8 protein-coding genes and 5 pseudogenes are annotated in these 12,255 nt (G+C 54.5%); 9 read left to right on the top strand and 4 right to left on the bottom strand.

What is annotated here, in order from left to right; translation table 11 throughout:
• Positions 1-123: 123 nt before the first annotated feature.
• Positions 124-1,056, top strand: coding sequence for a DMT family transporter (locus tag NSQ51_RS15590; RefSeq protein WP_121650105.1), 933 nt, complete (start codon positions 124-126; stop codon positions 1,054-1,056).
• Positions 1,057-1,257: 201 nt separating this feature from the next.
• Positions 1,258-2,151: pseudogene (locus tag NSQ51_RS15585) on the top strand (Rpn family recombination-promoting nuclease/putative transposase).
• Positions 2,152-2,190: 39 nt separating this feature from the next.
• Here the strand turns inward: NSQ51_RS15585 and NSQ51_RS15580 are convergent.
• Positions 2,191-2,391: pseudogene (locus tag NSQ51_RS15580) on the bottom strand (substrate-binding domain-containing protein); the annotation flags it as partial.
• A gap of 5 nt (positions 2,392-2,396) precedes the next feature.
• Between NSQ51_RS15580 and NSQ51_RS15575 the strand changes: the two are divergent.
• From NSQ51_RS15575 to NSQ51_RS15545, 7 genes and pseudogenes are all read left to right on the top strand, one after another.
• A pseudogene (locus NSQ51_RS15575) lies at positions 2,397-2,534 on the top strand (ABC transporter permease subunit); the annotation flags it as partial.
• A pseudogene (locus NSQ51_RS15570) lies at positions 2,534-2,668 on the top strand (DUF1861 family protein); the annotation flags it as partial. The pseudogenes NSQ51_RS15575 and NSQ51_RS15570, both read left to right, overlap by 1 nt.
• Positions 2,669-2,670: 2 nt before the next feature.
• Positions 2,671-3,729, top strand: a complete 1,059-nt coding sequence (locus NSQ51_RS15565; protein WP_121650104.1) for a glycoside hydrolase family 130 protein — start codon at positions 2,671-2,673, stop codon at positions 3,727-3,729.
• A gap of 281 nt (positions 3,730-4,010) precedes the next feature.
• Positions 4,011-4,898: a UTP--glucose-1-phosphate uridylyltransferase GalU gene (gene galU, locus NSQ51_RS15560; RefSeq protein ID WP_015375962.1), complete on the top strand. Its 888-nt coding sequence runs from the start codon at positions 4,011-4,013 to the stop codon at positions 4,896-4,898.
• A gap of 224 nt (positions 4,899-5,122) precedes the next feature.
• Positions 5,123-5,611, top strand: a complete 489-nt coding sequence (locus tag NSQ51_RS15555) for a macro domain-containing protein (protein WP_020755180.1) — start codon at positions 5,123-5,125, stop codon at positions 5,609-5,611.
• Between the two features lie 277 nt (positions 5,612-5,888).
• Positions 5,889-6,860, top strand: coding sequence for a DUF1861 family protein (locus NSQ51_RS15550; RefSeq protein WP_121650103.1), 972 nt, complete (start codon positions 5,889-5,891; stop codon positions 6,858-6,860).
• Between the two features lie 413 nt (positions 6,861-7,273).
• Positions 7,274-7,494: pseudogene (locus NSQ51_RS15545) on the top strand (Uma2 family endonuclease); the annotation flags it as partial.
• A gap of 184 nt (positions 7,495-7,678) precedes the next feature.
• On the opposite strand, the gene NSQ51_RS15540 reads toward NSQ51_RS15545, so the two are convergent.
• From NSQ51_RS15540 to NSQ51_RS15530, 3 genes are read right to left on the bottom strand one after another with little or no spacing between them, the layout of a single operon-like run.
• The gene (locus tag NSQ51_RS15540) at positions 7,679-7,858 is read right to left on the bottom strand and encodes a hypothetical protein (RefSeq protein ID WP_049625359.1); all 180 of its coding nucleotides are present in this window, start codon (positions 7,856-7,858) and stop codon (positions 7,679-7,681) included.
• Between the two features lie 2 nt (positions 7,859-7,860).
• On the bottom strand, positions 7,861-10,641 hold the full coding sequence (locus NSQ51_RS15535) for a DEAD/DEAH box helicase (protein ID WP_064213727.1): 2,781 nt from the start codon (positions 10,639-10,641) through the stop codon (positions 7,861-7,863).
• Positions 10,638-12,245 carry an SWIM zinc finger family protein gene (locus tag NSQ51_RS15530; RefSeq protein ID WP_053532368.1) on the bottom strand — a complete coding sequence of 536 codons (1,608 nt, stop codon included), beginning with the start codon at positions 12,243-12,245 and terminating at the stop codon, positions 10,638-10,640. The genes NSQ51_RS15535 and NSQ51_RS15530 overlap by 4 nt, the downstream gene beginning before the upstream one ends.
• Between the last annotated feature and the right edge of the window lie 10 nt (positions 12,246-12,255).

The following is a 12,255-nucleotide window of genomic DNA, read 5'->3' as shown; positions in this document are numbered from 1 at the left end:
ATTGCAGCGGAATTGAATTCATTCGTTCTATGTGGAAACGGGTGGGAAAGCGGAGCGTCCATCGGCTCCGTTTTTCCTTTTCCATGTTGAGAAAAACCGAACGTGCAGGAGAGGGAGAGAGGGATGAAGAGATCATTCATTTATGTGTTGCTTGTCGGGATCATGGTTGCCTGGGGGCTGAATGTGACGGCGTTGAAAGTTTTGGTGGAGCATTTTTCACCCGTCGCGTTGACAGCGCTGCGCATTCTAACGGCCGGGTTGGTCGTGCTTTTGTTTTTATGGGGGATCGGCAAGCTGGAACGAGTCAGTTGGAAGGAGGCGAAACAGATTGGCGTGGCCGCCTTGTTCAGCGTCGTGGCCCATCACTTCTTTTTAGCGTTAGGAATTGCGAGGACGACAGCGGTGAATGCGGGTCTTGTGTTAGGGCTTGTGCCGCTTGTGACGGCGCTGTTGGCGATCGTGTTTTTAGGCCAGCGGCCGACGTTGTTTCGGCTGCTTGGCATTGCGCTTGGGTTTTTTGGCGTCGTGTTTGTTGTCGCGAGCGGCGACGGGGGCCTTGGCCATTTGTCCATTGGGGATGTGTACGTCTTTTTGGCTGTTTTGGCGCAAGGGATCAGCTTTATTATGATCAAAAAAGCGACGGTCGAGGCGCGGTTGATGACTGGGTGGATGCTTGTCTTCGGGTCGCTTTGGCTGTTTGTCTTAAGCCTCGTGCTCGAGCCGAGCGGCCTATCGAGTTTGAAAGAAGGAACGCTTCCGCTTTGGATGATTTTCCTTGCTTCGGCGGTCGTCGCGACGGCGCTTGGCCATATGTTTTATAACCAGGCTGTTCAACATCTTGGTCCCGCTGAGTCGGCGGTGTTCATCAATCTCAATCCGTTTTTTTCACTTCTTGGGGCGCATTGGCTGCTGGGCGAGCCGATTTCGCCGATGCAGCTGGCTGGTTTTCTTTTCATCGTCGCGGGCGTGTTGTTCGGCAGCGGGGGGATGGATAACGTGATCGCCCGTTTCCGCCGGGCGAAAGTGGCGGCTGGGGGAAGGAAGGCGGGGATGTAGCCGCCTTGGAATCCCCCACTTCTAGGCCTTGCGTGCAAGTGGCGAAACATTCATATCCAGGAATGGAGGGGGCTTCACATTGCGGTCGGCGTCTTGGCTGTCTCTTCTTGAAAAGGGACAGCCATTTTTGTGCCATCGGCAGGATTTTGCTTGATGATGTCGAAAAAGAGAATACGAAACGTATTCGTGTGAGGTGAATGTATGGCGATCGATCACGACCGGTTGTTCAAGGAGTTGTTGCAGACGTTTTTTGAGGAATTTGTGCTTCTCTTCTTTCCGGATATGCACGAGCATATTGATTTCAACCATTTGTCGTTTTTGTCCGAAGAGCTGTTTACGGACGTAACGGCTGGGGAGAAGTACCGCGTTGACCTGCTCGTCGAGACGAAGTTCAAAGGAAAAGACGGATTGATCATTGTTCACGTAGAAAACCAAGCGTACGTTCAATCGTCATTTCCAGAAAGAATGTTTCTTTACTTCAGCCGCTTGTTTGAAAAATACCGCACTCCGATCATTCCGATTGCTGTCTTCAGCTATGATGCCATCCGAGATGAACCCTCTTCGTTCATGCTCTCCTTTCCGTTTGGCGATGTGCTTGACTTTCGCTTTTTCCACGTGGAGTTGCGCAAGCAAAACTGGCGCCAATTCATCCGCACCGACAACCCGGTGGCGGCTGCGCTGCTTAGCAAAATGGGTTATACTGAAAGTGAACGAGTGGAACTGAAAAAGCAATTTTTGCGCATGTTGGTGCGTCTTGAGCTAGACGAGGCAAGATAGCGTTTGTTGATGGGCTTTTTTGAAACGTATGTGAAGCTGTCCGATGAAGAAGAACAACAGCTTCGAAGCGAGGTGGAACAAATGGAGACGAAAGAAAAAGAACGCGTGCTGGAATTGATCATTTCGTACGAGCAAAAGGGAAAAATTCAAGGCCGAAAGGAAGGACGGGAGGAAGGGCGCAAAGAGGGAGCGGAACAAGAAAAACGGCACATTGCGAAACGGATGTTGATGAAAGGGTTTGATGCGCAGACGATTCACGAACTGACCGGATTGCCTGTGACGGAGATTGAGGAAATGAAACAAAGCGGCTTCAAGTGAATGGAAATCAAACAGGTGGGGCAAAAGGCCAGCCCCGCCCTAGCGCGTTGGTTTTGCTGCTGTGGATTCCCGTTTGATCAGTTTCGTAGACAATAGCACTTCCTGAAAAGGTTCGTTCGGGTTGTCCCACCGCCATCGCAACAATTCCACCGCTCGTTTGCCGTAGCGCTTCAGGTCGATGTCGACGGTCGTGATTTTCGGCGTCGCGATTTGCGACAGCTGCCCGTTGTCAAAGCTGCACGAAAGAAGTGTATGAAGCGGCGGAAATGGACGGCGCGATTGGCTGGAAGCGGGTTTGGCACGTGACGATTCCGATGCTGTACCCTTTGTTTTATACCGTGACGATTTTGGCGGTCGGTTTGATGTTTGGCATTTTCACCGAGCGGATGTCGTGTTTAGCGGCGGACTGATTCGCAACGGGGACGGCACGGCCGATTTTTACGCTGGAACAAGTGACGCAGAAGCGCAAAAACTCACGATCGTGGATCCATTTACGAAATACGAAAGGCAGGGGTGACGATGCACCTTTACCGCTATGAAGAAAACCCGCTCATTACGCCGAACGATGTGCCGCCGTATCACGACGGGTTTGAAGTGATCGGGGCGTTTAACGCTGGGGTGGCGAAATTTCAAGGGGAAGTGTTGCTGCTTCTTCGGGTGGCGGAGCGCCCCGTGTCGGATGACCCGAACATCGTGAAAGCGCCGGTATGGAATCCAAAGACGGGGAAGGTCGAGGTTTACGAATTTCGCCAAGACGATCCGCGCTACGATTTTTCCGACCCGCGCGTTATTAAAGAGGCGGGGGCGGAGCGGTTCGCCTATTTGACGTCGCTTTCGTATTTGCGCCTCGCCCGCAGTCGGGACGGGCGGCGGTTTGTGATCGACGACCGCCCGTTCGTCTATCCATCGAATGAGCTCGAGACATTCGGTATTGAAGACCCGCGCATTACATGCATTGACGGCACGTATTACATTTATTTCAGCGCCGTGTCGCCAAAAGGAGTCGGCGAGGTGATGGTGTCGACAAAAGACTTTCAGACGGTGACGCACCACGGCATGATTTTCGCGCCGGAAAACAAAGATGTGCTCATTTTTCCGGAGAAGATCAACGGCAAGTATTACGCCCTTCATCGCCCGGTGCCGAGAAGCAACGGCCGCCCTGAGGTGTGGATTGCCGAGTCAGAGAATCTGCTTCATTGGGGGAATCACCGCTTTTTGTTCGGTCTGCGCGAAGGGAAGTGGGACAGCGCCCGCATCGGCGGCGGAGCGGTGCCGATCAAAACGGAGCGCGGCTGGCTTGAGTTGTACCACGGCGCGTCGGATGACCACCGCTATTGCATGGGGGCGGTGCTGCTCGATTTGAACGACCCATCCAAAGTTCTCGCCCGCTCGGAGCAGCCGTTTGTCGAGCCGGAAGCGGATTATGAGGTGAACGGCTTTTTCGGCCGCGTCGTGTTTTCATGCGGGGCGATTGTCGATGGCGATATCGTAAAAATGTATTATGGCGCCGCGGATACGTCGATGGCGTGCGTCGAGCTGAAGCTTAGCGAGATTTTGGATTCGCTTGTGAAAGTATGAAAGCGAAGTTGCCCGCACGTTGCGGTGTAAGAACGGAAACGCCTGGATGGCCGGGCGTTTCTTTTTTGGTTTGCCGCGAACATACCGTGAGCGCAGGTGGGAGAGCGTTCAACGCTCATTGCGTCGTTTCGTTTCTTTTCCGTTCAACAGGATTTGGTATAATAAAAACAACGCCGATTCATCGGTCAGGTCGGCAGAGCGGTTTGCGGCTGGGCAATGAAAGACACTGGCCATGACTCGAAACAACAGATGATCATCGGATAGAGGAGGAACCATCGGAGATGAAAAAAGTACGCAAAGCGATCATTCCGGCAGCGGGCCTTGGGACGCGGTTTTTGCCGGCGACAAAGGCCATGCCGAAGGAGATGCTTCCGATTGTCGATAAGCCGACGATTCAATATATTGTTGAAGAGGCGATGGCATCAGGCATTGAGGACATCATCATCGTCACCGGGAAAGGGAAGCGGGCGATTGAAGACCATTTTGACTATGCGTTTGAGCTCGAGCAGCTGCTGAAGCAAAAAGGAAAATTGGACTTGCTTGAGAAAGTAAAAGAGCCATCAAAAGTGGACATCCACTACATTCGCCAAAAAGAGCCAAAAGGGCTGGGGCATGCTGTTTGGTGCGCGCGCAATTTCATCGGAGACGAGCCGTTTGCGGTGTTGTTGGGCGATGATATCGTCCAAGCGGAAAAACCTTGTTTAAAACAGCTCATTGAGCAATACGAACAAACGTTCAGCTCGGTGATCGGCGTCAAGCGCGTGCCGGAGGAAGAGACGCACCGTTACGGGATCATCGACCCGCTCGAGCAGAAGGGACGGCGCTACCAAGTGCGCCGCTTTGTCGAAAAACCCGCTCCGGGCACAGCGCCGTCGAACCTCGCGATCGTCGGGCGGTACGTGTTGACGCCGGAAATTTTCTTGTTTTTGGAGAAGCAGGAAGTCGGCGCAGGCGGGGAGATTCAGCTCACCGATGCGATCGGGCGGCTGAATGAAATTCAGCGTGTCTTTGCCTACGAGTTTGAAGGAAAACGGTACGATGTCGGCGAGAAGCTCGGCTTTATCGAAACGACGATTGAATTTGCCTTGCAAAACGAGGAGCTGCGCGCCGATTTGCTTTCGTTTTTGGAGCGGGTGGTGGCCGAGGCGAAGGGATCGAAGAGCAGCTAATTCAACCATCAGTCGGTCGCATTTCATGTTTTGCATGACAGCTTGTCGTTTTTTAGGGATGAAGACAAAAAGGAGATTCTGCTATCGAAGCATTATCGATGATGAATTGCAGTTCATACAAGTGGAAGCCATCGATGAAGCATCGTCTGCCATCAACCGTGTTCTGGATGAGCTTATGGAGGCGGAGGAAGCGGGGGAATAAACATGGCTAAGGAGGGGTTCGGATGATTCGTGCCATGGTCGGCGATCTGACCAAAGTGGAAGGAGTCGAGTACATTTGCAATGCCGCCAACGGCATCGGGCCGATGGGCGGCGGCGTGGCGGCGGCGATCCGTCGGGCGGGGGGACGTGTGATCGAGGAGGAAGCGATCCGCGTCTGTCAAGCGCAAGACCCTAAGCCCGGCGATTTGTACGTGACAGGAGCAGGCTCGCTGCCGTTTCGCGGGGTCCTTCACTTAGTGACGATGAAGCAGCCTGCAGGGGCGACGTCGTATGACATCGTTCGGGCGTGTCTCGAGCGTCTCGTCGCGCACTGTCGGGAGAACGGAATCAAGAAGGTGGCGTTGCCAGCACTAGGGACAGGCGTCGGAAGGCTTGACAAAGAAAACGTGGCGCAGTTGTTTGTCGAGGTGTTGGGTCCGGTCGAGGACGTGGAGTTTGTGGTGGTGGATATTGATCAAGCATTCATCCGTTTTGTCCAACAGCGCCAATAAAGGGAGAAAAAGGGCCTTGACTTCGTCTTGGCCCTGCTTTTTTGGCAATGAATAACGTGTTTCCTTCTTTCTCATATCATATTATAATAGGAGCACACGAAAGAATGAGTTTCATTGACTTTCTCATCCGGCCGACGGGAGGTGGCATCGCCTTTGGTGTCCGAATGACGAAGCCGGTGTGAAAAGAAAGTGACGGTTTCCTGTTCGAACCGCGATCAGGAAAAACAGCCAAAAATGCCAATGTGGGCGTTTTTGGCGCCATCCGGAGGGATGAATCATGTTATTCTCATTGCCAACATTAAAGACATGTCAAGTGTTAGTAGACGAATTTCGTTCGGCCCCACAGCCGTTTGAGCCGGAAAAGCTTCGCTTTTCGGGTGTCGGGGACCGGGACGTTTATAATATTTCCGCACCGTTTGTGGATGAAGGAGAATGGGTGATCGCTGGGCGCGTCGAGGCGCGCGACAGCGAGCAATCGGAAGTGTACTTTTTCGTCGAGCGCGACGGCGTCTGGGTTCCTCGTGACGGGGCGCCGGTGTTCGCCTTGCAGGATCCGTTTGTGGCGCGCATTCACGGTCAGTTGGTGTTCGGCGGCGTGGAGACGTTTCCGCATCCGGTGTTTGACGGCGAGCTGAGCTGGCGGACGGTCTTTTACCGCGGCCGCAATATTCGCAGTTTGAAAAAGTTCGCCGAAGGGCCGGACGGAATGAAGGACATTCGCCTTGTCGAGCTGAAAGATGGCTCGATCGGCGTGTTCACCCGGCCGCAAGGGGAAAAAGGCGGACGCGGGAAAATCGGGTTCACCCGCATTTTCTCGCTCGATGAGTTGACGCCGGACGTGATTGAGGCCGCGCCGATTTTGGACGCCCAATTTATGGATGAAGAATGGGGCGGCGTGAATGAGGCGCATTTGCTGGCGAACGGGCTTGTGGGGGCGCTTGGCCATATCGCTTGCTTTGACGAGCACGGCAACCGCCATTACTACCCGATGGTGTTCGTGTTGAACCCGGAGACGATGGAGCGTTCAGAGCTGCAATTGCTTGCGCTTCGCTCCCACTTTTTGGATGGTCCGGCGAAACGGCCGGATTTGGCGAACGTTGTCTTTAGCGGCGGACTCATCCGCAAAGGCGACGGCACGGCTGAGCTGTACGCCGGCGTCGGCGACGCCGAGGCGCAAAAAATTTCGCTCATCGACCCGTTTGCGAAATACGAAGCGCAAGAGCTTAATCGGATGTATGCTTCCGTTTAGGGAAAAGGACCGGCGCCGTCCCACCTTCTTTTGATGAGAGGGGGGCGGCCGGCCTTTTTTCGTTTTGGCCGGTAATGGGCGATGGTTCCCGATTTGACGGTCATTTGCGGTGAGAAAGAGTTGGATGGAACGAAGTACATTGAGGTTCCGCCGCTGATTGTCGAGATTTTAACTTCCCTCCGAAAGAAGTCTCCTACTTCTAAACGTGAAGGTGCGCCAGCACCAGTGAAAGTGGGAGATGAATTTCGGTTGGCGTTAGCCAACGAATATGATAGAATATGGCTAGAACGGACACCTTCGGAACGAAGGGAAGCGTAAAGGGTTCTTGTGTGTGGCTTACCGTTCAGCGAACACACACAAGTCGCTTGAAGCCCCCACCTCTAAGCGAAGCGTAGGTGGTGGGTAGTTCACGTCCGTGGAACCAGGCGCATGATCTTGTCGCAACGTTCAATTTGTACATGGCGTGCGGCGTTCACGAATGCGGGATTGTCAATCCGATGAAGCCAGCTGTGACGGGATACCGGCTCAATGAGGAACGGCTATATGAGCAGGCGATGTTCAAGTGAAAACGGGAACGGTTCGCTCCGTTCATGTTCCCGGGCTTGAAATCGACATGACGGAATGGTTTCGTTGACAAGAGGACGTTAAAAGCGGACAGCGTGGGACGAATCCCACGCTGTTTTCATGAAAAGGCACGCGTCTTGACGGGGCATGTTCATGCCCGGGCGGGAGGGCAAAACGTCGCCCACGGAATTTTTTCATGAAAATGCGCGTGCCTAAACGCATCATTTTCATGCCGGGGAAGGACAAAAACGTGCTCATGGAGCTTTTTGTTTGTCCAATGGAGTCGGGGCGGCGCTCATCAGCCGCGTGGTGTCCCTTTCCCGTTGCGTTTGCCGCTTTTCTCGCTCTTTCAACTTTTCTTCCATCCGCTTCAGCAGCTTTTCCCACGGGTTTTCCGCCGTTTTTTTCTTGCGCTTTCGTTTTTCTTCCGCCATGCTCAAGCGCCTCCTTTCGCTGCGGCCGATAAGGCGAGCAAGTCGCGCAGTTCGTCATCGGACAGTTCGGTGATCCATGCCTCGCCTTCGGTGATGATGTCGGCGAGCGCTTGTTTTTGTTCGAGCATCTCGTCGATTTTTTCTTCGATTGTCCCGACGGTGATCAATTTATGGACGTGGACGAATTTCGTCTGTCCGATGCGGTAGGCGCGGTCGGTCGCCTGGTTTTCCACCGCCGGGTTCCACCAACGGTCGAAATGGATGACGTGGTTGGCAGCTGTTAAGTTGAGCCCGGTGCCGCCTGCTTTGAGCGATAAAAGGAAAATCGGCGCTTTTCGTGCTTGAAACTCTTCGATCATTCGATCGCGCGTTTGTTTCGGGACGCCTCCGTGCAAAAACAACACCCGCTCATCAAACAGGTCGGAAAGCAGCTGTTGGATCATCTCGCCCATTCGCACGTATTGCGTGAAGATGAGGCACGATTCGTCGTTGGCGCGAATTTGCTCGATCAGTTCGATGAGCTTTTCGAGCTTGTGCGACCGTTCAACGAGCTGGCGGGGGCGGCGTTCTTTCAAATACAGCGCCGGATGGTCGCAAATTTGCTTCACACCGTTTAGCATTTGCAAAATCAAGCCGCGCCGCGCAAACGGACTGGCTTCCTTTGCCCGTTCGAGTGTGTCGTTGACGAGCTGCTCGTACAAGGCAGCCTGTTCGGCCGTGAGCGGGCAATACTCTTTTTGTTCAAGCTTATCCGGCAAGTTGAGCGCAACCGCTTCATCCGTTTTCGTCCGCCGCAAGAGAAATGGGCGGATGAGCGTCTGCAGCGCCGCTTTTTTGCGGGCATCTCCTTCTTTTTCAATCGGCCCGGCAAAGCGCCGCTCAAACTCCGCACGGCTGCCGAGATAGCCAGGGTTGAGGAAGTGGAAGATGCTCCAAAGTTCGCCGAGACGGTTTTCAACCGGCGTGCCGGATAAGGCGATTTTATGTTTTCCGCTCAAGCGGCGGATGGCGCGCGCTTGTTTTGTTTGCGCGTTTTTAATGTTTTGCGCTTCATCAAGGCAAATCGCATGCCAATGAATCTGTTTTAAATCGTCTTGGTCCAAATGAGCAAGGTTGTAAGACGTAATGACGAGATCGGCCTCGCCTGCCGTTTGCACGAACGCATCGTTTTTCGCCCGGTTCGGTCCATGGTGCACGTAGACGCGCAAGTCTGGGGTGAAGCGGGCGCATTCCTTTTGCCAGTTGCCGATCACGCTGGTCGGACAAATGAGCAACGCCGGCGTGTCTGGACGTTCCATTTCTTTTACATAGGCCAAATAGGCAAGCAGCTGCACCGTTTTGCCTAGCCCCATGTCATCGGCCAAGCAGGCGCCAAAGCCGAATCGGCGCAAAAAGACGAGCCAGTCGACACCGCGCTGCTGGTACGGGCGGAGCGTGCCGCGAAACGACGGCGGCACATTCGCTTTCGGCAATCCATCCGGCTGCTGGAGCTGGCGGATGAACGCGCGGAACTGATCATGGACGTCAATGTGGATCGGGATCGATTCGTCCGTTGCCTCTTCACGCTCCTCTGCTTCCGAAAGCAGCGTTTGCGCCACAATATCGTGGATCGGCACGCCTTCTTTTTTCGCCTTTTCCATGAGCGCCTGGGCGCGGCGGACAAGGGCGGGGTCAAGGATGAGCCATTGGCCGCGCAGGCGAATGAGGCGCCGCTTTTGTTCCGCCAAAGCGGCAAACTCCTCTTCCGTCAGCTCAATCCCGTTGGTCGCGACGCGCCAATCGAAATCAGCGAGCCGCTTAAGGCCGAACAGTGATTCGGCGTTGACGGAAGGCGACAGTTTCGCTTTGATCGACAGCTGCGCCTGGCGGATGTCGTGCCACCAGTCGGGAAGCAAGAGGCGTACGCCCGCTTCGGTGAGCTTTAAGCTGTCTTCGGACAAAAAACGCCACGCTTCTTCATTAGACAGTTCCGTCCGCAGACCCTCCCCGGCGTCAAGCCACGGCACGATCGCGCAAATGCGGCGAATGGCGCGCTGGATCGATGATTCATATGGGCGCCAGGCGCGCGGAATATCACGGGCAGAGGCGATGACGCTGTCGTCGATGGCGATGAACACCGTTTCCAGCGTCCATGCGTCGCCGTCCTCAGGCGGCTCGACGAGGCGAAGCCCGACCGTAAACGGCGGCCGGTCGCCGAGCCAGCCGATTTGTTCCAGCCAATCGTCTTCCGTTCCGATCCATTGGCCGCTGGGGGAGGCGATTAATGGATAAGCGCGAACGATGTCGCCCCAAATGCCGCGCAGCTCTGGGTCGCGCGACAGCCAGTCGGCGATTGCCAGCGACCGCCATGCCGCAACAAGCGGGTGCGGATCGTCTTTGAGCCCGCGCCAACGCGTCCGCTCAGCTTCGGCCCATTCAGACGGCTGCCCTTGTTTCCACGCCGAGAAATCGGGGCGGAAGCAGCGTGTGCGCACATCGTCGATGATTTGCTTCGCCCATGTTTCAAGCTGGGCGGTGAACTCATCTCCCCATTTGATGGAAAGAAAACGGTTGGACGGGCGCCAGGCGAAAAACGTGAGCGCCTGCCACGGGGACAGCCGCACCGCGTCGCGTCCGTGGACGGTCGCGACATCAAGCAAGGTGCCGTAAAAGGTTTCTTCATGCCAGGCGAACACAAGCGGCGCCCAGCTCGAAACACGGTCCGGGCCGCTGAGCCAGAAGCATCGTCCTTCTTCGCTCCATTCACATGAAAGGGTAATCGTCTGCAACGCTTGTTCCATCATAGAAGCAATTTTCCTTTCTCCACTTCTTCATGAAACGCGCGCATGCGCGCTGTTTTGGCTAACAGCTGTTCAAGATACATCTGCCATTCGTTCATTCGTTTCAACGATCGGTAGCACGCACGCAATTTTTTTAAATATTGCACGGCGACGCGATAGCTTGCGCGGTTTTTCGCCTCGACAAAACGCATGACCGCTCGGTGATACAATGGCAAGACGAGCGCCGGGTTTTGTTTTTGCAGCATGGCGAGAAATGTTGGATCAATGTCATGGGCGGTGGCGTCCCCCCATAAGTATAAGTCGACTACATCATGGTAGCGCCTTTGATCGAGCAGCCAATGAACGTAGCGGTTCGCGCTGTATGGGAAGCATGCGGCCAACAGCTTCTCATAGTCGTCCCATTTGTTGTGTTGGCGAGCGTATGATTCGTACAGCCGACCGATTTCGTTGACAAACGGCGACCGCTCCATCTCTGGAAGAGCGGATATGTAGAAGGCAAGCTCTTGCTTTCCTTTCGCCCAAAATGATGCGAAACGTTCCGGCGAATGCGAGGATGCGAACCGCTCCATCCAATCGATAAAAAACGGAGCCGCTTCCTTGGGATGTTGGCGGTAGATGGCGAGCGCTTCGTCATCTTCGCCGAGTAAAAAGGCGAGATGGGCGGCAGCTAGCAACAGAGTGGTTGACTGTTTTTCCGTTGCCAGGCGGATCAGCGTTTCTTTCTCTTGCCGGCGCTGCGCTTCTTTCGTGAACAGCAGCTCCCAAGCGGTTGTGTATAGGCTGTAGACGAGTGAAGGGGACGCCTTTCCCCACCGCAGCAACAACTCCCGTACATACGGGATCGTCTGTTCGATGTGCGTTTCAACAGACGGGGGCAGCAGTTCGGACGGAAACCGTTCCAACGTTTCGAACCATTCGTCGGCGATATAATCGACGTCTTGTTGCCACGAAAACTGCTCGTATGATCCGAACAACAGCCCACGGTCCCAACCGCGTTCGCGTCCGTATTCGAACAAATGGTCAAGCAAAAACAAGGCCGCATGAAAGCGATGCAACAAACGGACAGCGCTGTGTTTCGGGCTGTTTTTGACGAGTCGCGGAAACAGTTGATGGGACAAGCGGTACGGCCAATCATTGCGGCGGCGGTGGCGGGCGCTCCACTCGTCCAATAGGTCGGCGAACTGCTTCCGCCATTGGGCGACCGATTCCGCTGTGTTTGGTTCAGACGGTGTTTGGACCGATGCCGCTTTCCGGTTCGGTTTTTTCTTTCCTTGTTTCCATTGCCGCAACAACTCGCCGTTGTCAAATACATTTCCGTACACGTAAAAGAACAGCGCCAGTACGTGCGGGCAAAGATCTTCCGTCCCGCATGTGCAGCTGTGGAGGGAGATGTCCGACAAATCAAGCGTCACGTCATGAATGGCGGTGTCGATGACTTTTCCTTCGATAAAATCGCTGTCTATGACCGTGACGTTATACACCAACCCTTGCCGTGACAATTCCCGCCCTTTTTGGATGACATGTTGGAAGAGAGAAAACGACCATTCCCGCTGCAAGTCGGCAGCGGCTTTTTGCAACAGAGGTTTGGAGATTGCGGTCTGCAACATATCAGTCCGT

The sequence above is a fragment of the Geobacillus sp. FSL K6-0789 genome, from assembly GCF_038593135.1.
GTDB classification, from domain to species: domain Bacteria; phylum Bacillota; class Bacilli; order Bacillales; family Anoxybacillaceae; genus Geobacillus; species Geobacillus stearothermophilus.
The sequence above is the reverse complement of the archived record's forward strand: the minus strand, read 5'-3'. Positions and strand labels throughout refer to the sequence as shown.

Coding starts and splice junctions, on each gene's coding strand:
- NSQ51_RS15590 (WP_121650105.1), top strand. CDS start 124: ATGAAGAGATCATTCATTTATGTGTTGCTTGTCGGGATCATGGTTGCC.
- NSQ51_RS15565 (WP_121650104.1), top strand. CDS start 2,671: ATGCACCTTTACCGCTATGAAGAAAACCCGCTCATTACGCCGAACGAT.
- galU (WP_015375962.1), top strand. CDS start 4,011: ATGAAAAAAGTACGCAAAGCGATCATTCCGGCAGCGGGCCTTGGGACG.
- NSQ51_RS15555 (WP_020755180.1), top strand. CDS start 5,123: ATGATTCGTGCCATGGTCGGCGATCTGACCAAAGTGGAAGGAGTCGAG.
- NSQ51_RS15550 (WP_121650103.1), top strand. CDS start 5,889: ATGTTATTCTCATTGCCAACATTAAAGACATGTCAAGTGTTAGTAGAC.
- NSQ51_RS15540 (WP_049625359.1), bottom strand. CDS start 7,858: ATGGCGGAAGAAAAACGAAAGCGCAAGAAAAAAACGGCGGAAAACCCG.
- NSQ51_RS15535 (WP_064213727.1), bottom strand. CDS start 10,641: ATGATGGAACAAGCGTTGCAGACGATTACCCTTTCATGTGAATGGAGC.
- NSQ51_RS15530 (WP_053532368.1), bottom strand. CDS start 12,245: ATGTTGCAGACCGCAATCTCCAAACCTCTGTTGCAAAAAGCCGCTGCC.